Origin of the sequence: Actinoplanes sichuanensis (genome assembly GCF_033097365.1) — a bacterium.
Lineage (GTDB): Bacteria > Actinomycetota > Actinomycetes > Mycobacteriales > Micromonosporaceae > Actinoplanes > Actinoplanes sichuanensis.
The window spans coordinates 6916713-6937119 of record NZ_AP028461.1; the positions used below are offsets into that span (position 1 = coordinate 6916713).

Genomic DNA, 20407 nt, shown 5'->3' on the forward strand with positions numbered 1-20407 from the left:
TCATGACCGTGCTCGTCACCGCCGTCGTCATCCTGGCGCTGGTCAGTGCCCTCAACATGCTGCTGATCCTGTCGGTCGCCCGGCAGACGCAGCGCAACTCCGAGCTGCTGTGGCCGGTCGCCGAACGGGGCGTGCCGGCCAAGGCGCTGCCGGTCGGTGCGACGGTCGGCCCGGTGGACGGCGCGTGGGCCGGTGACACCCTCGTCGCGTTCCTGGTGCCCGGTTGTGGATCGTGCCGCGAGGTGCGCCGGCAGCTGCGGCCGCGGGCCGCCCGCTGGCCCGGCGGCCGCGACCGGGTGCTGGTCGTGGTCACCGGGCGCAACGCGACGAAGAGCTACGCGGCGTCGCTGGCCGGCGTCGCGCGGGTGGTCGTCGACACCGACGAGACGGTACGGACGGCCTTCGGGGTCAGGGGCCTGCCGGCGCTCTTCGTGGTCGCCCCGGACGGGGAGCTGACCTGGACCGGGGTGCACGTGGAGGCGGTGCCGGAGCCGGTGGAGGCGTCGCGATGACGCCGTTGCGGAGCCTGCTGCCGTACCTGCGCCCGCACCGAGCCGCGATCGCCGGTGTGATCGTGATCGGACTGTGCGCCGCAGCCGCGGGCCTCGCCCTGCCGCTCGTCGCCCGACAGCTCGTCGACGGCCTGTCCGAGCGGCGCCCGGTGCTCACCGCGGTGGTCCTGCTGGTGGCGCTGACCCTGACCACCGCGGTCCTCAACGGCGTCGGCGCCTACCTGCAGACCCGGGCCGCCGAAGGTGTCGTCCTCCGGGTCCGGCAGGCCCTCGTCGCACACCTGACCCGGCTTCGGGTCACGGTTCTCGACCACGACGAGCCGGGCGACCTGACCGCCCGCGTCACCTCGGACAGCACCCTGCTGCGCAGCGTCGTCACCGAAACCCTGGTCGGCGGGATCACCGGCACGTTCATGCTGGCCGGGGTGCTGGTGCTGATGGGCGCCGTGGACCCGGTGCTGCTCGCTGTCTGCGCGGCGACGATGGGGGTCGCCGGCCTGTTCATCGGCGCCATGACCCGGCAGGTCAACCGGTCGTCGGCGCAGGCGCAGGAGGCGATCGGCGCGGTCGGCGCGCGGCTGGAGCGGATGTTCGGCGGCTTCCGGACGGTCAAGGCGTGCGGCGCCGAGCAGCGTGAGGAGGCCGACCTGCTCCGCGCGGTCACCCGGCTCCGGGACGCCGGTGTGCGGGCCGGCGCCTGGTCGGCCGGCGCCACCAGCACCGTGGAGATCGGCGCGCAGACCGCGTTCCTGGTGGTCCTGGCGGTCGGCGGGGCCCGGGTGGCGTCCGGCGACGTCGGCATCGGCACCCTCGTCGCGTTCCTGCTGTACGTGTTCATGCTGGTCCCACCGGTCAGCCAGGTGGTGCAGGCGCTGGTCGGCTACCAGACCGCGGCGGCCGGCGCGGCCCGCATCACCCGGCTGCTGGCCCTGCCGGCCGAGCCGCTCCCGAGGACCGCGGGCCCGGCCGCCACCGGCCGCGTGCCGGCGGCGGCGGTCGGCTTCGACGACGTCCATTTCCGGTACGGGCCACAGGCGCGCGTGGTCCACCGTGGACTGAGCTTCGACATCCCGCCGCTCGGGGTCACCGCCTTCGTCGGCGCCTCCGGCGAGGGCAAGACCACGGTCTTCTCGCTCCTCGAACGGTTCCATGACGTCGAGTCGGGCCGGGTCACCGTGGCCGGTCGCGACGTCCGGGACTGGCCTCTCGATCGACTGCGGGCGATCATCGGGTACGTCGAACAGGACGCCCCCGGGCTGTCCGGCACCCTGCGGTCCAACCTGCTGTACGGCGCACCGCACGCCGGTGAGGCCGAACTCCGCTCGGTGCTGCGCCTGGTCCGCCTGGACGCCACCGTCGACCGGCTCCCGCTCGGCCTGGACAGCCCGGTCGGACACCGCGGCGCCCGGTTCTCCGGCGGCGAACGGCAGCGCCTCGCCATCGCCCGGGCGCTGCTGCGCCGCCCCGGCCTGCTGCTGCTCGACGAGGCGACGTCCCAACTCGACGCGGTGAACGAGGCCGCGCTGCGCGACACCGTCGCCGAGATCGCCGAGCACAGCACCGTGCTGGTGGTCGCGCACCGGCTGTCCACGGTCACCGCCGCCGACCGGATCGTGGTGCTCGACGGCGGCCGGGTCCGCGCCGTGGGCACCCACGCCGACCTGCTCCGGGAGGACGCGCTCTACGCCGACCTGGCCGCCACCCAGCTGCTGCACGCCGGGCCCGGCGCTAGGACAGGGTGAGACCGGGGCCGGTGGTTCCCGCCGGGTACTCCAGCAGCGGCACCCGGCCCGAGCGCCACGCCTGCTGGACCGGCTCGATGATGCGCCAGCACTGTTCGGCGGTGTCCGCCCGTACCGACAGGGTCGGGTCGTCCTGGAAGACCCCGCGCAGCACCTCCCCGTACGGTGGGAGATCGCCCTGACCGAAATCGGCCTCCAGCGTGACCGCATCGAGCTCGAACGGATCACCCGGGCCGTTGATGTTGAAGTCGATGGCCAGGTGGTCCGGGCCGAACCCGATCCGCAGCCGATCGGGCTGGTCGCAGCCGCGCAGGCCGTCCGGGACGCGGGGCGGTCGCTTGAAGGTGATCACCGCCTCCTTGCGGCTCGCGCCGATCGCCTTGCCCGAGCGCAGCCGGAACGGCACACCCGCCCAGCGCCACGTGTCGACGGCCAGGACGATCTCGGCCAGCGTCTCGGTCTCGCGGGCCGGGTCGACGCCGGGCTCGTCGGTGTAGTCGGGCAGCTTGCGGCCGTCCAGGTCACCGGCGGTGTAGCGGGCGCGCAGGGTGCTGGTGGCCGGGTCGCCCCACAGCCGGGTGGCGCGCAGCACGTCGGCCTTGCGGTCCCGGAACTCGGCGGCGGCCAGCGTGAACGGCGCCTCCATGGTGAGCAGCGCGAGGATCTGCAACAGGTGACTCTGGATCATGTCGGCCAGCGCGCCAGCCCGGTCGTAGTAGCCGGCCCGTCCTTCGAGCGCGAGGTTCTCGTCGAAGACGATCTCCACCGACTCGACGTGGGTGGCGTCCAGGACCGGCTCGAAGATCCGGTTGGCGAACCGCAGGCCGAGGATGTTGAGCACGGTCGACTTGCCGAGGAAGTGGTCCACCCGGTGCACCCGCTCCTCCGGGACCAGGCGGCTGAGCAGCGCATTCACCTCGGCGGCGGACGCGCTGCCGGTACCGAACGGCTTCTCCAGCACCAGCCGGGTGCCGGGCGGCAGCTCCACGTCGAGCAGTGCCTCGCAGGCCTTCGCGGTGACCGCCGGCGGCAGCGCGAAGAAGATCACCACCGGGCCGTGCCTCTCCGCCTCGTCGAGTAGGCGGCGCAGGTCGTCGGTGTGTGTGACGTCGGTGCGGACCCAGCGGGCCGAGTCGGCGACCGGGTTCTCGATGCCGAACGAGTCGCGGACGCGCTGCCGCCAGCGGGTGTCGTCCCAGTCGTCGATCGCCGCGCCGATCAGGGTCAGGCCGGGCGCGTGCCCGGCGGTGAGCAGTGCGCCGAGGCCCGGCAGCAGCAGCCGGGCGGTCAGGTCGCCGCTCGCGCCGAGAATGATCAGGGTCTGGTCCGTCATGGACCGTGGGTACCCCCGGAAGCCGGTCGATACTCGACCTCGGGACGGCCCGGCCCGCCGTAGCGGGGACTGCGCACCACCCGGCCCGAGTCGGCGAGATGTTCCAGGTAGCGGCGGGCGGTCACCCGGGACGTGCCGGTGCGCGTGCCCACCTCGGCCGCCGACAGACCGGCCGGGGCGGCCGCGCGCAGCGCCGACAGGATCAGGTCGAACGTCTTCGGGTCCAGTCCCTTGGGGAGGGTGTCCGGCGGGGCGCCACGCAGCGTCGCGAACACCCGGTCCACCTCGTGCTGGGCGGCCACCTCAGCCGACTCGGCGAGCTGGCGGCGGTACTGGGCGTACCGGTCGAGCTTGTCGCGGAACGCCGCGAACGTGAACGGTTTCAGCAGGTAGTGGGTCACCCCGAGCGCGACCGCCGAACGGATCATGGCGATGTCCCGGTTCGAGGTCACCGCCAGCACGTCGGTGCCGCTGCCCGCCGCGCGCAACGCCCGCGCGATCTCCAGACCGTGCTTGTCCGGCAGATTCAGGTCGAGCAGCACGAGGTCGACCGGGTGAGCGCGGAGCCTGGTCATCGCCTCGCGCGCGGTGTGCGCCACGCCGACGACCACAAAACCCTCGACCTTCTCGGTGTACGCACGATGCGCCTCGGCGATCAGCGGCTCGTCGTCGACCACCAGCACCTGGATCGGTGGACGGGTGGTCACGGCGACACCGGCAACCGGACGCTGATCACCGCTCCACCCTCGGGGGCGGTGTGGATGTCGTAACTTCCGCCGTACCTCTGCGCGACCTGCCGGACCAGCGACAGGCCGATGCCGTGCCCGTCGCCCTTGGTGGACCAGCCGCGCCGGAAGGCGCTGGCCGCCTGGTCCGGGGTCAGCCCCGGGCCGTTGTCGCGGACCTGGACCAGCACCTCGCCGTCCTCCTCCCGGACCAGCACACCGACCCGGCGTGGCAGCGGCGTGTCGGCGACCGCCTCCAGAGCGTTGTCGATCAGGTTGCCGACCACGGTGATCAGATCGCGGCCGCGCAGCAGTGACCCGGTGAGCCGGGACTCGCCGTCGATGGTCAGCTCCACACCGCGTTCACCGGCCTGGGCCGACTTGCCGAGCAGCAGTGCCGCCAGGGCCGGTTCCTCGACCGCGCCGACCACCTGGTCGGTGAGCTGCTGGGCGACCGCCAACTCGGCCGTCGCCAACTGGATCGCCTCATCGGTACGACCGAGTTCGACCATGGTGAGCACGGTGTGCAGACGGTTCGCGGCCTCGTGCGCCTGTGCCCGCAGCGCCTCGGTCAGGCCACGCACCGAATCCAGCTCGCCGGTCAGCGCGCGCAACTCGGTGTGGTCGCGCAGCGTCAGCACGGTACCGAGGACCCGCCCGTCGAACCTGGTCTCCCGGCGGCTCGCCACCAACACCCGGTCACCGACCAGCACCGGCTCGTCGACTGTGGGACGACGCTCGGCGATCAGACCGGCCACCTCGGCCGGGACGTCGGCCGGACCGTCGGCCTGCATGCCGAGCAGGCGGCGGCCCTCGTCGTTTATCAACGTCACCCGGCCGTCCCGGTCAACGACCACGAGACCTTCGCGGACGGCGTGCAGGACGGCATCGTAATACTCGTACATCCGGGTCATCTCGGCTGGTCCGAGCCCGTGCGTCTGCCGGCGCAGGCGGCGGCTGAGCAGCCACGACCCGAAAGCGGCCAGGAGCAGGGCGATACCGGTGGCGGCGCCGACGACGGGCAGCTGGGCGACCAGTTCCCGGTTGATCTCGTCGGTCTTGATGCCGACCGAGACCAGCCCGATGATCGTGCCGCTACCCGGATCACGGATCGGCACGACGGTCCGCACCGAGTCACCGAGGCTGCCCCGGTACTCCTCGACCACCCGGCCGCCACGCAGCGCCTCGTCGACCGAACCGGCGAACGGCTGACCGATCAGGCTCTCCGTGGGATGGCTGTAACGGGTCCGGTCCGGGGCCATCACCACGATGAAGTCGGTGTCGGTGGCGTTGCGGGTGGCCTCGGTGAACGGCCGCAACGCCGCGGCCGGGTCGGCGGCTCCCAACGCGCTGATCACGGCCGGTGAGTTCGCCATGGTCTCGGCCACCGCGATCACCTCGGCCTCCGCGGTCGCCTGCGCGTCCCGGCTGGCGAGAAGCACCGCGCCGGTCGTCCCGATCGCCACCAGCAGCGTCACCACCAGCACCTGGAGGGCGAAAAGCTGCCTGGCGATGCTCCACCGTCGTGCCAAACCGGGCCTCGATTCGTTTCGTTCGGATGAACAGAATGAACGTAACGGTGAAAGCGTCTGAGACCCAGGCCACATTCCTGTCATGACTACCGCTACCCCGCCGGTCAAACGCGACCGCACACATTACCTGTACCTGGCGGTCATCGCGGCCGTCCTGCTCGGCATCGGCGTCGGCCTGCTCTGGCCGGACACGGCGGTCGAGCTGAAGCCGATAGGCACCGGTTTCGTCGACCTGATCAAGATGATGATCGCCCCGGTCATCTTCTGCACCATCGTCCTCGGCGTCGGCTCGATCCGGCAGGCCGCCAAGGTCGGCAAGGTCGGCGGCCTGGCGCTCGGCTACTTCCTGACCATGTCGACCGTCGCGCTCGCCATCGGCCTGGTCGTCGGCAACATCATCCACCCCGGTTCGAGCATGCACCTGGACGCCTCGACGGCCGCAGCCGGCCAGAAGGCGGTCGGCACCGAACCGGCCAAGAGCACCGCCGACTTCCTGCTCGGCATCATCCCGGACAGTCTGCTCTCCCCGTTCGCCTCCGGCAACGTGCTGCAGACGCTGCTGGTCGCGCTGCTCGCCGGGTTCGCCCTGCAGAGCCTCGGTGAGCGGTCCGAGCCGGTGCTGCGTGCCATCGGCCTGTTCCAGCGGCTCGTCTTCCGGATCCTGGCGATGCTGATGTGGCTGGCCCCGATCGGCGCGTTCGGCGCGATCGCCGCGGTCGTCGGCGCGACCGGCGTGGACGCGCTGATCAGCCTGGCCCAGATCATGCTCGGCTTCTACGTCACCTGCGCGCTGTTCGTGTTCGTGGTGCTCGGCACCCTGATCTGGCTGGTCGCCCGGATCAACATCTTCAGCCTGCTGAAGTACCTGGGCCGGGAGTTCCTGCTGATCCTGTCCACGTCGTCGTCGGAGTCGGCGCTGCCCCGCCTGATCGCCAAGATGGAGCACGTGGGCGTGAGCCGCCCGGTCGTCGGCATCACCGTCCCGACCGGGTACTCCTTCAACCTCGACGGCACCGCCATCTACCTGACCATGGCGTCGCTGTTCGTGGCCCAGGCGATGGGCGACCCGCTGTCGGTGAGTGAGCAGATCTCCCTGCTCCTGTTCATGATCATCGCTTCGAAGGGGGCCGCCGGCGTCACCGGCGCCGGCCTGGCCACCCTGGCCGGCGGCCTGCAGAGCCACCGCCCCGACCTGGTCGACGGTGTGGGCCTGATCGTCGGCATCGACCGTTTCATGTCGGAGGCGCGGGCCCTGACCAACTTCGCCGGAAACGCGGTGGCCACCGTCCTGATCGGTGTCTGGACCCGGGAGTTCGACCGCGACCGGGCCCAGCAGGTGCTGGCCGGCAACGACCCGTTCGACGAGCAGACCATGCTCGACGACGACCACGGCGCACCGGCCGCGCCGACCGCTCCGGCCGGGACCCCGGCCGCCGTCTGACCTTCCGTCGCCCGGCCGGGCACCCTGGGTGATCATCACCTGCCGGAACATCCGAGCCGCCACCCCGTCGCTTCCCCAGACGCGACGGGGTGGCCCGTTCCATGCGAGACGATCGATACACTGGGGGCGGTCCAGCCGGGGAGGCGGGCTGTTCAGGTGCTGGTGGCGCTCGTTTCCGGGTGCCGATTTCCACCTGCGGGCTCCCGCGTGGAGAATCTGTCGGCGCCGACGATCGAATGCGGGGGTCCGGCATGACTTTCAATGGCTTCATCTCGTACAGCCACGCCGCTGACGGGCGGTTGGCGCCGGCCGTACAGCATGGTCTGCATCGGCTGGCGAAGCCGTGGCACCGCCGCCGCGCGTTGTGGATCTTCCGGGACCAGACCGGTCTGTCGGTGACCCCGGCACTGTGGTCGTCGATCCAGGAGGCGCTGGACGGCTCGGACTGGTTCGTGCTGCTCGCGTCACCGGAGGCGGCCCAGTCGCCGTGGGTGAACCGCGAGATCGAGCATTGGATCGCGACGAAACCGGCGAATCGGATCCTGCCCGTGGTGACCGACGGCGAGTGGCGGTGGGACCCGTACCGCGGCGACCTGTCCGCGGACTCGACGGCCGTGCCGGACGCGTTGCGCGGGGTGTTCGCTGAGGAGCCACTCTTCCTCGACCTGCGCTGGACCCGGAACGACCCGAGTCTCAGCCTGAAGGACGCCCGGTTCCGCGACGCGATCGCGCAGTTGGCCGCCCCGATGCACGGCCTCAGCAAGGACGAGTTGGAGGGCGAGGACGTCCGGCAGCACCGCCAGTCCCGGCGGCTACGTCGGGGGGCCGTGGCGGCGCTGGCGTTGCTGACCGCGGTGGCGTCGCTGACCGGCGTGATCGCGGGACGTAACGCCGACCGGGCCACCTCCTTCAGCGCCGAGGCCCAGCGGCAGCAGGAGCTCGCCGCGCAGGAACGTGGCAATGCCGGGCGCTTCGCCGAGGAGGCCCGGCGCCAGCAGGAGAACGCCCGCGCGCAGGAGGCCCGGGCACACGCCGCCGCCGTGGAGACGAAGACGCAGGAGCAACTGGCGCGGGAGCAGCGGGAGGCGGCCGAACGGGCGGCGGCCGAGGCGAGACGGCAGCAGGAGAACGCGCGTAAGCAGCGGGAGCTGGCGAACCGGTCGCGGACTCTGGCCGAAGAGCAGCAGAAGGTGGCCCGGGAGCAGCGTGAACTGGCCGCGCAGGCCGCTCGGGAGACGGACCGCCAGCGGATGATCGCGGAGCAGCAGCAACTCCTCGCCGCGCAGGCCACCGCCGAGGCCGAGAAGCAGCGGGCCATCGCCCGGCGCCAGCAGTGGCTCGCCGAGGAGTCCGCGGCGGAGGCCCGCCGCCAGCAGGCCATCGCCCAGGAGAACGAACGAAAGGCGAAGGCGGCCGCCGAGGAGGCCCGCCGCCAGGAGGAGAACGCTGCGGAGCAGAAGCGGATCACGCTCGTCCGGCGGCTGATCAACCGGGCCACGGCCACCATCGGCAACGACCCGTCGATGGCTCTCCGGCTCGGGATCGCCGCGGAGAAGATCCAGCCCGGCGCCGAGACCCGGGCCGAGCTCGCCGGCCTCGTCACCTCCACCCGCAAGGTCGGCGCGACCGACGAGGTGCTGGCCATGGCCTACGGGGCGAACGACATCATCGCCGTCATCGGCTCGGACTACACCCTGTCACTGTGGAGCATGGCCGACCCGGCCGTGCCGGTCCGCCTCGTCACGTTCGACGACTTCCCGGTCTTCTCCTTCCTGTCCTTCGGCCGCGACGGCAAGACCCTCACCGTCGTCGGCGGCTGGGACCTCCAGCCGACCCTGCTCGACATCTCCGACCCGGCTGAGCCGGTCACGATCAGCACGGTCCCCACGACGGACGCCGTCCAGGCCGTCCTCAGCCCGGACGGGCGGACGCTCGCCGCCGGCGACTTCGACGGGTTGTGGACCCTCTGGGACCTGGCCGACAGGGAGAGCCCCGCCCGGCTCGGCCAGATCATGGGCGACAGCCTGACGCCGATCACGTTCAGCCCCGACAGCCGTACCGTCGTGGCCGCCGGCTTCTCCCGCACCACCGGGACGGTCTGGGACATCACTGATCGCACGAACCCGACCGAGCTGGCCACGCTGGAGGGCAAGGTCCGGAGGGCCGTCTTCAACCCGGTGCGGCCGCTCCTGGCCACCCATGACCAGGCCGGAAACCTTGCGATCTGGGACATGGGCGACCCGGCCAAGCCGAAGAAGCTGTACACGGAGGCGGTCCGGGCCGCCGACGTGACGTTCAGCAGCGACGGCCTGACCCTGGCCACCAGCGACCGGGAGGGGACGGCGCGCCTGTGGGACCTGACCGGTAACACGCCGGTCCACCTCGCCGATGTGGAGAGCAACGACGGCGCCGCGCTGACGATGGCGTTCAGCCCGGACGGCCGGCTTCTGTCCACTCTGGCGGTCGACGGCACGCTGAGCCTGTGGACCGTCAAGGCGCACGGCGCCCCGAAGATCATCGGCCGGGCCACCGGCGAGACCCGCATCGGGGTGACGGCCGCTCTCAGCTCGGACGGCCGGCGCCTGACCACGGCACACGTCGACGGGACGGCGAGCACCTGGGATCTGTCGGACCCCACCCACCCGGTCGAACGGGCCACCGTACGTGTCCTCCCCGGGTTCCTCGATGCGGCGGCGGTCAGCCCCGACGGTGAGCTGCTCGCCGCCGTCACCTGGGGGTCGGACAACTTCGTGACGCTGACCGATCTCAGTGATCCGAGCGCGCCGGCGCCCCTCGGCAAGCTGCCCATCGGGCCGATCAGCTACACGCTGGAGTTCGGTCCCGACAGCCGGACGCTGGCCATCGCCGAGGGAGCCGACGTGATGTTGTGGGACCTCACCGACCCGCGGAACCCGGTCCGGCTTCCCGAACTGCCGGGCGACGAGGCGGCCGGGCCCATCGCCTTCAGTCCCGACGGTCGCACCGTCGCCGTCGCCGAGAGCGAGACGGTCAGTCTGTGGAGCCTGGCCGACCGGTCGAAGCCGGTTCGGGCCGGGCGCCTCAAGGGGCACTCCGCGTTCGTGAGCTCCATGGCGTTCAGCCCGGACGGGCGCACCCTGGCGACCGGCAGCTCGGACAAGACGGCGGCGCTGTGGGACGTCGCCGGCTCGAACCGCCGCCGGCAGGCCATCCTGACCGGCAACACCACGATCATCGACGCGGTGGCCTTCTCGCCGGACGGCCGCACGCTCGCGACCGGCACCCGGGACTCCGTGCTGACGATCTGGGACGTGGCCGAACCGTCCACCCCCCAGCGGGTCAGCGGCCTCAAGGGCGCCGAGCTCAAGACGAGGGCCCTGCTCTTCCACCCGGACGGGCACACGCTGGTCACCAGCGGCCGGGAGCAGAGCGGCAATCGGGCCGCGGTCTGGGACTACTCGGCCCTGAACGCGCTGCGGGCGGCGCCGTCCCAGACCGCCTGCGCCGTCGCCGGTGGCGGCTTCACACCGGACGAGTGGGCGGCCTACGTCCCGGAGACGGCGTACCGGCCGACCTGTACCCGCTGAGACAGCGGCCTGTGCGGGCCGTGCCAGGCCGGTGTGCGCGCCGTGCCAGGCACGGCCGTCAGGCTCGTCGGCATGGGAACGGAAGATCTGGTGGTGCGCGCCGAAGGGCTGCGCAAACGGTTCGGGAGCACGCAGGCTCTCGACGGGGTGGACCTGCGCATGCGGCGCGGCACCGTGCTGGGGGTGCTGGGGCCGAACGGGGCCGGGAAGACGACCGCGGTACGGGTACTGGCGACCCTGCTTCGCCCGGACGAGGGCACCGCGTTCGTGGCCGGGGTGGACGTACTGAAGAACCCGCAGGAGGTTCGCCGCAAGGTGGGGCTGACCGGTCAGTACGCCTCCGTGGACGAGGACCTCACGGGCGTACAGAATCTGGTGTTGATCGGTCGTCTCCTGGATCTGAGCGGGCGGGACGCGCGGCGCCGGGCCGACGAACTGCTGACCTGGTTCGATCTGACGGAGGCCGCGCAGCGGCCGGCGAAGACGTATTCGGGCGGTATGCGCCGCCGGCTGGACCTGGCGGCGAGCCTGGTCGGCCGACCCGAGGTGATCTTCCTGGACGAGCCGACGACCGGGCTGGACCCGGCGAAGCGCGAGGACATGTGGGGTGTGGTCCGCACCCAGGTGGCGAGCGGTGCGAGTGTCCTGCTGACCACGCAGTACCTGGAGGAGGCGGACGCGCTCGCCGACGAGATCGTGGTGGTCGATCACGGCAAGGTGATCGCGCACGACACCCCGGACGGGCTGAAGCGCAAGGTCGGCGGCCAGACACTGCGGGTGCGTCCGGCCGACCCGGGTCGGCTGCCGGATGTGGTGCGGCTGCTGGACCTGGTCGCGGCACCGGGCACGTCGGCGAGCCTGGACGAGGCCGCCGGTTCGCGGCCGGGTGCCGCGTCGGTGCCGGTGGCCGGGGACGAGGCGCTGGACAAGCTGATTCCGGCGCTGCGCGGTGACCGGGTCGAGGTGACCGAGTTGGCGCTGCACCTGCCCAGCCTGGACGAGGTCTTCCACGCACTGACCGGACGCACCAAGGCGGAGGAACTGGTATGACCACGATGACGCAGCCGCTGTCCCGGACCATCAGGCACAGCGCGGCCCTGGCGAAACGAAGTCTGATCAAGACGATGCGCACCCCTGAGGCGCTGATCGACGTCACCATCCAGCCGGTGATCTTCCTGCTGCTGTTCACCTATCTGTTCGGTGGCGCGATCGCCGGAGACCGGCACGCCTACCTCCAGTTCCTGCTGCCGGGCATGCTGGCGCAGTCGCTGGCGATGGGCGGGGTGGCGCTCGGCCAGAACCTGAACGCCGACATCGAGAAGGGTGTCTTCGACAGATTCCGGTCGCTGCCGATCTCCCGGGCCGCGCCACTGGTCGGCGCGGTGCTGGCGGATGTGGTGCGCTACCTCAGCGTCTGCGTGGTGATGCTGCTGTTCGGCACGATCATGGGCTTCCGGGTGGAGACCGGGTTCTGGCCGGCGGTGGCCGCGGTGGCCCTGTCGATCGGGTTCGGCCTGTGCTTCTGCTGGATCTCGGTGTGGGTGGGCATGATGGTCCGCACCTCGGGGGCGGTGCAGGGCGTGATGTTCCTGCTGGTGCTGCCGCTGACGTTCGGGTCGCCGGTGTTCGTGGCGACCGAGACGCTGCCGGGCTGGCTGCAGGCGTTCGTGTCGGTCAACCCGATCACGCCGCTGGTCAAGACGATCCGGGGGCTGCTGGTCGAGGGGCCGGTGGCCGGTCCACTGTCGACGACGCTGCTCTACATGGCCGGGCTGCTGGTCATCTTCGTGCCACTGGCACTGCGCGCCTATTCACGAAGGGCCTGATTCGAGGGCGAGCCGCGCGGGGTCGATCAGGCTCTGCGCGGCCGCCGTCTCCAGGTTCCAGCCGACGGCGTACGCCTCTCCGAAACCCTCCTCGCCGAGCACGGCCCGGGCCCGGGTGGCCACCGTGATCACGTCGAGCGCGGTGTGGTCGTGGGCGCCGCGCAACCGGGCCGCCGCCCCGAGCAGCGCGGCCGCCTCCCGGGACCGCCCACGCTGCACGGCCAGGCCACCGGCGGCGACGGCGACCAGCGCGAGGATCGGCATGTCCTGGGTCTGCACGGCCGCCGGATAGGCCACGGCCAGGGCTTTCTCGGCGGTGTCCGGGTCGCCCTGGCGGACCGCGAGCGAGGCCCGGACCGCGCCGACGATGGCGCAACCGTGGTCGCCGCCGAGCAGCAGCCGCATGTCGGCCTCCTCGGCACCGCCGATGCCCATCCCGGCGGCGGCCCGGTCGATCAGCTCGGTGGCCCGGTCGAGGTCGCCGAGCCAGATCATCATCCCGGCTTCGAGGGCGTCGACGAGCAGCCGCATCTCGCCGGAGTCGGAGCGCTCGGCCCGGCCCCGGGCCTGCGCGAGGGCGGCCCGGGCCTCGTTCGGCTCGCCGCGCCGCATGTGCAGGTCGGCCCAGCGCAGGTCGATGAAGATCTCGTCGGCGATGTCGAGGGAGCCGAACTCGAAGGCGAGGGCCCGGGCCGCCCGCAGGTCGCCGAGGGCCCCGTCCAGGTCGCCGTCGTACTGCCGGACCAGGGCACGCAGCGGCAGCACGGTGGCCTGCCCCCAGCGGTCGCCGAGGGCCCGGAACCCGTCGAGGGCCAGCGCCGCGTCCCGGCCCATCTGCTCGACGTCGCCGTTGTTCTCGGCGATCTGCGCGCGCATCATGTGCGCCATCGCGGACAGCCAGCGGTCCGGCCCGTCGATCAGCCGGTTGACCCGCTGCTCGGCGAGCTCGTTGTCACCGGCGAAGTAGAGGATGAACGCGGCGATCGCCCCGGCCGGGCCGGGCAACTCCGGGTGGGCGGCGAGCCGGTCGGCGAGGGCCCGGACCCGATCGCGGCGCTGGGCGGCGGTCTCGGTCAGCAGCCCCGGCTCGTGGCCGGTGCGGTTGAGGACGAGGATCGCCTCGGCGCTGTCGATCGCCACCGGGTCGGCGTCGCCCGGCACGGCCAAGGCCTCGGCCAGCCAGTAGGCGGCGTCCGCGTGCCGGCCGAACATCTGCCAATACCAGCCCAGGTCGAGCGCGAGCGACAGCGCGGCCCGGGCGTCCCCGACATCACAGAAGTGCCGCAGGGCGGCGAGCGTGTTGTCGTACTCGGCGCGCATCGTCCGCAACGCCTCCACCTGGGCGACGGTACGCAGTCGGGCGTCGTACTCGCTGACCAGCGCGGCCAGATGCCGGGCGGCCAGATCGCGGACCGCGCCGAGAGTGCCCTGTTCGGCGAGGCGCTCGATGCCGTACTCCCGGATGGTCTCCAGCATCCGGTAGCGGCCACCCGGCGCGAGTTGCAGCAGCGACCTGTCGACCAGGGCGGCCAGCAGGTCGGCGGCCGAGACGCCGGAGCCGCTGATCGCGGTGGCCGACGAGACGGTGACACCGCCGGGCAGCACGGCGATCCGCTCGGCGAGGTCGCGTTCGTCGTCGGCGAGCAGGTTCCAGCTCCAGGTGATCACCGCGCGCAGTGTCCGGTGTCGGGGCTGGGCGGTGCGGTTTCCGCTGGTCAGCAGCCGGAACCGATCGGACAGGCCGACGGCCAGCTCGGTCAGGCCGAGGGTGCGCAGCCGGGCCGCGGCGAGTTCCAGAGCCAGCGGCAGACCGTCCAGGCCGCGGACGATCCGCACCACGTCACCGGCGGTCTCGTCGTCGATCGTGAAGTCCGGCCGGACCGCGGCGGCCCGCTCGACGAACAGCCGCACCGCCGGGCTGCCGGCGGCCTCGGTGGCGCCGGCGGTCGCGGCGGGCAGGCCGAGCGGGCCCAGCGGCACCAGCGACTCGCCGTCGACGGCCAGCGGTTCCCGGCTGGTGGCCAGCACCCGCAGCCGCGGACAGCGCACGAGCAGCGCGCTGATCAGGTGCGCGACCGCGTCGATCACGTGCTCACAGTTGTCGATGAGAAGCAGGATCTGCCGCCCGTACAGCCGCTCGGCCAGCACGTCGACGTCGCCGCGCCCGTCGGTCCGCACCCGGTTGACCGTCTCGAACAGCGCCGAACCGCGCAGCCCGGCCGACGCGACGACCGCCGCGCCGACCTTCGCCGCCTCGGTCACCGACGCCAGATCGACGAGCCACACACCGTCCCGGAAGGCTCCGGCCCGCCGCCGCGCGGCCTCCACCGCGAGCCGTGTCTTACCGGCGCCGCCGGGCCCGAGCACGGTCACCAGGCGCCCGGCGTCGAGCAGCGCGTCGATCCGCGCGAGGTCGTCGGCCCGGCCGACGAAGCTGGTCAGTGGTTCCGGCAGGTTGGTCGGCGGCGGGTCCGCCGCATTCTCGACCCGCGGCGGTACGGTCGACACGTCCCGATGCGGAGTAGAAGGCGTCGTCCCGCGCAACAGGTGTAGGTGACGCTCCCGCAGGGCCGCCCCCGGGTCGGCGCCGAGTTGATCACCGAGCGCCGCCCGCACCCGCTCGTAGACGGCGAGGGCGTCGGCCTGCCGCCCCTGCACGGTCAGCGCGTCGATGAGCAGCGCCGCGAGCCGTTCGTTCAGTGGATGCTCGGCCAGCAGCCCGGTCAGCCGCCCGGCCGCCCGTTCGGCGAGCCCGAGCGCGATCTCCGCCTCGCCCAGGTCGGCGACCGTCTCGATGACGTCCTGCACGACCCGGACCGCCTGGGCGGGCGCGACCTCGGTCAACTCGGGCGCGACGGTCCCGGCCACCGCGAGGGCCGCCGCCGCACCGAGCGGTCCGGCGGCGCCGGCCGGATCACCGGCTCGCAGGCACTCCCGCCCGGCCGCGGCCAGCCGCGCGAACCGGTGCACGTCCACGTCGTCCGGCTCGACGGCCAGCCGATAGCCGCCTTCGGCCTGGGCGACCGTGTCACCGCCGCCGAGTTGTCGCCGCAGCCGGGAGATCAGCGACTGGAGTGCATTCGCCGGATCGGCCGGCTGCTCCTGCGGCCAGAGCGCCTCGACGAGCAGCCCCGGCGCGACCGGCCGGCCGGCGGCGACCGCGAGCCGGACGATCAGGCCGCGCAGCCGGGCACCGGTGATCGGCAGCTCGGCACCGCCACGGGTGACCCGCAGCGCACCGAGCAGCCCGACCCGCAGCCGGTCCCCGTCCCCACTCACGACACCGATCCTGCCGCGTCCGGTCCACCCACCCCAAATCGGGCGGGTCCGGAGCCGATTCGCCGGTTCGTGACCGGCGGTTCGAGATGCTCGACCGGATCGGCGGGTCTCCGGCCATCAGCCCTCGCGCGGGCGTTCCGCCTGCTTAGCCTCGACGGCATGCGAAAGATCACTCTGGCCGCCGCCGCGACCGCCGCCGTCGTGGTGTCGGGCAGTCCCGCGGCCGCCGGGCCACCGACCCTCACCGAACTGCGGGCGGCGCTGCTGACCGCGGCCGAGGCGCCGACCGGCTACCGGGTGGCGGAGGCGCCGCAGAACATGCAGCTGCCCATCCCCCTGGACCGGACGCTGTGCGACGACGACACGTCACGCGACGGCGAGCCGGAGACCACCCTGGTCGTGGAGAGTCTCGAGGAGGACGGCGGCACCTCGGTCTTCACCGGGATCGCCGCGCCCGGCGCCTTCAACGCCCGCGCGTTCGTCACGGCGGTGGAGAAGACCCCGGTCCGCTGCCCGAAGGAGAACGGCTCGACCCTCACCCCGCTGACCCTGCCCGCGCTCGGTGACGCCGCCGCCGGTTTCCGGGACGTCAAGCCCTCGGTCGACGGCACCTCGTCCGAGTCGACCGTGGTGGCGGTGGCCGACGGTGAACTGGTGCTGTTGTTCGAGATGAGCGGGGGCGACGAGTCCGACCGGGCCGAGTTCCTGACCCTGGTGGCGGCGGCGGTGGGCAAGGCCGGCCGGCTCCCGGGTCAGTTCTCGGCGGCGTAGGCCTCGACCTTGGCGGTGTCCCCGGCGACGATCAGCACCGCGCCCTCGGGGACCACGGTCTCCGGTCGGGCGTACACGAAATCCTCGCCGGGCCGTTTGGTGCCGACCACCGTGACGCCCCACCTGGTGCGCAACCCGAGGTCGGCGAGGGTGCGCCCGGCGGCGCCGAGCGGCGCCCGGACCTTGGCGATGGCGAAGCCGTCGTCGAACTCGATGTAGTCGAGCATCCGGCCGGAGATCAGGTGGCCGACCCGCTCACCCATCTCCGACTCGGGGAAGACGACATGGTCGGCGCCGACCGACGCCAGGATCTTGCCGTGTTTGACGCTGGTGGCCTTGGCCCAGATCTCCTTGACGCCGATCTCGGTCAGGGTGAGCACGGTCAGGACGCTGGTCTCCAGGTTGGTGCCGATGCCGACGACGGCCCGGTCGAACTCGTGCACCCCGAGCTGGCGCAGCGCCTCCTCGTCGGTGGCGTCGGCCTCGGCGACCTGGGTGAGACGGTCCGACCAGTCCTGGACGATCCGCGCGTCGGAGTCGATGCCGAGCACCTCGTAGCCGAGTTCGAGCAGCGTCTCGGCGACCGCCCCGCCGAACCGGCCGAGACCGATCACCGCGACGTGGGAGCCTTCGGGCAGTTTCTGATCAGCCAACGAGGGGTCTCTCCTCCGGGTAGCGGTAGTGGCGGCGGCGCGTGTTCAGGGCGATCGCCGTGCCGACCGCGATGGTGCCGACCCGGCCGACATACATCAGAACGACCAGGACCACCTGCGCGGACGGCGGCAGGCTGGAAGTGATGCCGGTGCTCAGGCCGACCGTCGCGAACGCCGAGGTGACCTCGAACAGGGCCCGGTCGAACGGCACGTCCTCGGTCAGCGCGTCGAGCGCCACGGTACCGGTGGCGACCAGCGCGACCCCCATCAGGGCCACCGTGACGGCCTGCCGTTGGGTCTCCTCGGCGATCCGCCGTTTCCGGATCACCACGTCCGGTTCGCCGCGGATCTCCGCCCAGATCACGTAGCCGAGCAGCATGAACGTGGTCAGTTTGATGCCGCCGGCGGTGCTGGCGCTGCCGCCGCCGATGAACATCAGCCCGTTGGTGACGGCGATCGTCTCACTGTTCAGCCGGCCCAGGTCGACACTGTTGAAGCCACCGGACCGGGTCATCACGTCCTGGGTGAACGCGGCCAGGACCTTCCCGGCCGTGTTCAGCGGGCCGAGCGTGCCCGGATTACGCCACTCGAAGACCAGGAAGACCACGAAACCGACGGCCGTCAGCAACAGGCTTCCGGTCACGGTCAGGAAGGTGTGGGTGGACCAGGACCTGGTGGTACGCCACTCGCGCGCCAACTCGAACAGGACCGGGAAACCGATCGACCCGGCCATCACGCCGAGAGCCAGGGTCACGCAGATCCACGGGTCGGTCACGAACCGCACGAGACTGTCCGAGTAGAGCGCGAATCCGGCGTTGTTGAACGCCTGCACCGCGTGGAAGAACGCCTCCCACAGCGCCCGGCCGAACGAGTAGTCGTAGGTCAGCCAGAACCGCAGCGTGAGCACCACGGTGAGGATGCTCTCCGCCACCAGCATGACCAGAGCCACCCGGATCAGCACCCGGGCGGTGTTGCCGCCGGTCAGCCCGGCGCTCTCGGCCTGGGCCAGCATCCGACCGCGCAGGCCCAGCCGGCGCGAGACGATCAGGCTGAGCAGCGTGGCCAGGGCCACGATGCCGAACCCGCCGATCTGGGTCAGCACGGTCAGCAGCACATGCCCGAACGTCGACCAGTAGCCGGGCGTGTCGACCACCGCCATGCCGGCGACGCAGACCGCCGACGCGGCGGTGAACAGCGCGGTGACGAACGGCGCGTGGCCCGGCTCGGCCCGCGCGGCCGGCAGCATCATCAGGGCCGTGCCGATCGCGATCAGGGCGAGGAACGCGAACGGCACGATCCGGGCCGGGTGCTGCCAGGGTGATCGCACCGATGAGTCATATCACCCGTTGTGCCCATCGTGCTCATCGAGCGCCCGTGCCGCCCCGATCGGCTGGTCGCTGCCGGGACGGACGGTCTGGTAGTGGTTGCGCCGGTACGCTACGGTCACGAACCGGCGCTGCCAGTCCCGGGAGTGCGACGGTTGACACCTTGCGGTCGGTGACCGGATTTCACATTGGCCGGTTATTCTCCTCCGCCGGGGAGGACAACATGAAACTCGTACGGGGGATGCTTGCGGGCATTCTGGGCATCACTCTCGGTGCCGGGCTCGCGGGCTGCGGGCCGATCGGAGTGCCCGATTCACGGCTCGTCGAGCCGGGCGGCGCCTTCGAGTTCGGCCTGAACGGGCTGGTCCGGTTCAGCGTGCCGGACGGCGGCGGCCGGGGCGACATCCGCGTCCGCTTCGGTGTCGAGCCGCTGCCCGACGACCGGCCGGCACCACCCGGCATCATCACCGTCGGCGACATGGTGACCCTCGACGTGCAGGGTGACATCACCAAGGGCCGGATCGCCATCGACTACGCCGAGCTGCCCACCGGTGTCCGCCCGGAGATGCTCAACGTCTTCGGCTGGTCGTCCGACCTCGGTGGCTGGGTGCCGCTGACCGCCTCGGTGACCGACGCGGTCGACCGGACCGTCGCCGGTGACACCATCCTGTTCGACAGTTTCGTGCTCGGTACCTGGCGGGTCGCCACCGACGCGGTCGGCGACTCGATCACCACCCACAACGGGGTGGTGCTGCCGATCAAGGAGGGCACCGACCGGACCTTCTGGGCGTACGCGCGGGCCGCGGCCGCCGCCTCCCTGACCGACTCCGTCGAGCACCTCAGCGGGCCGCCGGAGGATCTGGTCTGCGAGCCGAAGGCGACGAACACGACGGTCCAGGCGGTCTCCACGCCGGCCGGCCGGGTCGACGCGTGTGTGCTCGCCGGCACCGGCTCCCAGCAGGTCCGGGTCCGTAACCGGCTGCCGTTCCCGCTGCTGCTCGACCTGCCCGCGGACGGTCGGGTCCGTCCGGTCGTCGACGCGGAGGTCACCGCCGACTCCCCGGACGCGCTCGACGGTGTCCGGGACACCCTGCTCACCTACCTGACCGGCGCGGTCGCGGTCGGCGGCGGCCAGACCGTCACCCTGGAGATGCAGCCCGGCGCCCGCGGCCCGGTCCGGCTGACCGGCCGGCTCGACTGGTCGGTGGTCGCCCTCGACGCCGGTCTGCGCCAGTTCGACCTGCTGCTGCCGAACAACCAGGCGCTGCGCCCGCGGACCGCCGAGGCACTGCTGCTGGCCCACGCCGAGCACGGGCCCGCGGCCCGGGAGGCCCTCGCCGCCGGCCGGCTGGACGACCCGGCCGTGCAGGCCCTGCTGCGTGCGGCCGGGGTCACCGGCTCCGGCCGCGGCATCGCCGACGTGTTCCAGTTCGCCTCGTGCGTTCTGGAGCGCACCGACACCGCGGCCGGTGCCAGCCAGGACGTGCTGGCCGCGCTGCGCACCGCCGGGCCGACCGTCATCGTGTTCACCAGCGAGTGTCTGAACACGATCTACGAGAAGTACCTGCCGGAGGGCAGCCGGTCGGCCAAGGCGATCCTGGACACGTTGAAGGGCGCCACCGGGGCGATCCGCAACGCCGTGCCGAAGAACGACCGCAAACGCGGAACCGGCCAGGTCACCATCACCCTGACGCCGCGCTGA

The 20407-nt window shown here is 72.2% G+C and carries 14 protein-coding genes; 8 read left to right on the forward strand and 6 right to left on the reverse strand.

From position 1 onward, the window contains the following. Positions 1 to 2: 2 nt before the first annotated feature. Together Q0Z83_RS31975 and Q0Z83_RS31980 are read left to right on the forward strand one after the other, a co-directional pair. Positions 3 to 512, forward strand: a complete 510-nt coding sequence (locus Q0Z83_RS31975) for a TlpA family protein disulfide reductase (RefSeq protein ID WP_317786956.1) — start codon at positions 3 to 5, stop codon at positions 510 to 512. Next, entirely contained in the window at positions 509 to 2254 is a 1746-nt protein-coding gene (locus Q0Z83_RS31980; RefSeq protein WP_317786957.1) for an ABC transporter ATP-binding protein, read from the forward strand. Before Q0Z83_RS31975 ends, Q0Z83_RS31980 begins: the two co-directional genes overlap by 4 nt. On the opposite strand, the gene Q0Z83_RS31985 is transcribed toward Q0Z83_RS31980, so the two are convergent. From Q0Z83_RS31985 to Q0Z83_RS31995, 3 genes are read right to left on the reverse strand one after another with little or no spacing between them, the layout of a single operon-like run. After that, a complete protein-coding gene (locus Q0Z83_RS31985; protein ID WP_317786958.1) occupies positions 2241 to 3587 on the reverse strand; it encodes a glucose-6-phosphate dehydrogenase in 1347 nt (448 codons plus the stop codon). The genes Q0Z83_RS31980 and Q0Z83_RS31985 overlap by 14 nt on opposite strands. Next, positions 3584 to 4294 (reverse strand): response regulator, encoded by a 711-nt coding sequence (locus Q0Z83_RS31990; protein ID WP_317786959.1) that lies wholly within the window; start codon positions 4292 to 4294, stop codon positions 3584 to 3586. Before Q0Z83_RS31990 ends, Q0Z83_RS31985 begins: the two co-directional genes overlap by 4 nt. Then, positions 4291 to 5844, reverse strand: coding sequence for a sensor histidine kinase (locus Q0Z83_RS31995; protein ID WP_317786960.1), 1554 nt, complete (start codon positions 5842 to 5844; stop codon positions 4291 to 4293). Before Q0Z83_RS31995 ends, Q0Z83_RS31990 begins: the two co-directional genes overlap by 4 nt. A gap of 82 nt (positions 5845 to 5926) precedes the next feature. On the opposite strand from Q0Z83_RS31995, the gene Q0Z83_RS32000 reads away from it, so the two are divergent. The 4 genes from Q0Z83_RS32000 to Q0Z83_RS32015 all read left to right on the forward strand — a co-directional run bounded on the left by Q0Z83_RS32000 (position 5927) and on the right by Q0Z83_RS32015 (position 12677). Next, the gene (locus Q0Z83_RS32000; RefSeq protein ID WP_317786961.1) at positions 5927 to 7285 is read left to right on the forward strand and encodes a cation:dicarboxylate symporter family transporter; all 1359 of its coding nucleotides are present in this window, start codon (positions 5927 to 5929) and stop codon (positions 7283 to 7285) included. A 251-nt stretch (positions 7286 to 7536) separates the two neighbouring features. Further along, positions 7537 to 10851 carry a TIR domain-containing protein gene (locus Q0Z83_RS32005; protein WP_317786962.1) on the forward strand — a complete coding sequence of 1105 codons (3315 nt, stop codon included), beginning with the start codon at positions 7537 to 7539 and terminating at the stop codon, positions 10849 to 10851. 72 nt (positions 10852 to 10923) lie between these two features. After that, positions 10924 to 11901, forward strand: a complete 978-nt coding sequence (locus tag Q0Z83_RS32010; protein WP_317786963.1) for an ATP-binding cassette domain-containing protein — start codon at positions 10924 to 10926, stop codon at positions 11899 to 11901. After that, the gene (locus tag Q0Z83_RS32015; protein ID WP_317786964.1) at positions 11898 to 12677 is read left to right on the forward strand and encodes an ABC transporter permease; all 780 of its coding nucleotides are present in this window, start codon (positions 11898 to 11900) and stop codon (positions 12675 to 12677) included. The genes Q0Z83_RS32010 and Q0Z83_RS32015 overlap by 4 nt, the downstream gene beginning before the upstream one ends. Here Q0Z83_RS32015 and Q0Z83_RS32020 read toward each other — a convergent pair. Continuing rightward, positions 12663 to 15956, reverse strand: a complete 3294-nt coding sequence (locus Q0Z83_RS32020) for an AfsR/SARP family transcriptional regulator (RefSeq protein ID WP_317786965.1) — start codon at positions 15954 to 15956, stop codon at positions 12663 to 12665. The two genes, Q0Z83_RS32015 and Q0Z83_RS32020, sit on opposite strands and share 15 nt — an antisense overlap. A 159-nt stretch (positions 15957 to 16115) precedes the next feature. On the opposite strand from Q0Z83_RS32020, the gene Q0Z83_RS32025 reads away from it, so the two are divergent. Continuing rightward, a complete protein-coding gene (locus Q0Z83_RS32025; RefSeq protein ID WP_317786966.1) occupies positions 16116 to 16727 on the forward strand; it encodes a hypothetical protein in 612 nt (203 codons plus the stop codon). Here the strand turns inward: Q0Z83_RS32025 and Q0Z83_RS32030 are convergent. Then, positions 16709 to 17380 (reverse strand): potassium channel family protein, encoded by a 672-nt coding sequence (locus Q0Z83_RS32030; RefSeq protein WP_317786967.1) that lies wholly within the window; start codon positions 17378 to 17380, stop codon positions 16709 to 16711. The genes Q0Z83_RS32025 and Q0Z83_RS32030 overlap by 19 nt on opposite strands. Beyond that, the gene (locus tag Q0Z83_RS32035; RefSeq protein ID WP_317786968.1) at positions 17373 to 18707 is read right to left on the reverse strand and encodes a TrkH family potassium uptake protein; all 1335 of its coding nucleotides are present in this window, start codon (positions 18705 to 18707) and stop codon (positions 17373 to 17375) included. Before Q0Z83_RS32035 ends, Q0Z83_RS32030 begins: the two co-directional genes overlap by 8 nt. Positions 18708 to 18928: 221 nt before the next feature. On the opposite strand from Q0Z83_RS32035, the gene Q0Z83_RS32040 reads away from it, so the two are divergent. After that, positions 18929 to 20407 (forward strand): hypothetical protein, encoded by a 1479-nt coding sequence (locus Q0Z83_RS32040; protein WP_317786969.1) that lies wholly within the window; start codon positions 18929 to 18931, stop codon positions 20405 to 20407.

Bases quoted from the DNA above. Each gene is read 5' to 3' on its own strand.
- Q0Z83_RS31975 (WP_317786956.1), top strand. From the start codon at position 3: ATGACCGTGCTCGTCACCGCCGTCGTCATCCTGGCGCTGGTCAGTGCC.
- Q0Z83_RS31980 (WP_317786957.1), top strand. From the start codon at position 509: ATGACGCCGTTGCGGAGCCTGCTGCCGTACCTGCGCCCGCACCGAGCC.
- Q0Z83_RS31985 (WP_317786958.1), bottom strand. From the start codon at position 3,587: ATGACGGACCAGACCCTGATCATTCTCGGCGCGAGCGGCGACCTGACC.
- Q0Z83_RS32000 (WP_317786961.1), top strand. From the start codon at position 5,927: ATGACTACCGCTACCCCGCCGGTCAAACGCGACCGCACACATTACCTG.
- Q0Z83_RS32005 (WP_317786962.1), top strand. From the start codon at position 7,537: ATGACTTTCAATGGCTTCATCTCGTACAGCCACGCCGCTGACGGGCGG.
- Q0Z83_RS32010 (WP_317786963.1), top strand. From the start codon at position 10,924: ATGGGAACGGAAGATCTGGTGGTGCGCGCCGAAGGGCTGCGCAAACGG.
- Q0Z83_RS32015 (WP_317786964.1), top strand. From the start codon at position 11,898: ATGACCACGATGACGCAGCCGCTGTCCCGGACCATCAGGCACAGCGCG.
- Q0Z83_RS32025 (WP_317786966.1), top strand. From the start codon at position 16,116: ATGCGAAAGATCACTCTGGCCGCCGCCGCGACCGCCGCCGTCGTGGTG.
- Q0Z83_RS32040 (WP_317786969.1), top strand. From the start codon at position 18,929: ATGAAACTCGTACGGGGGATGCTTGCGGGCATTCTGGGCATCACTCTC.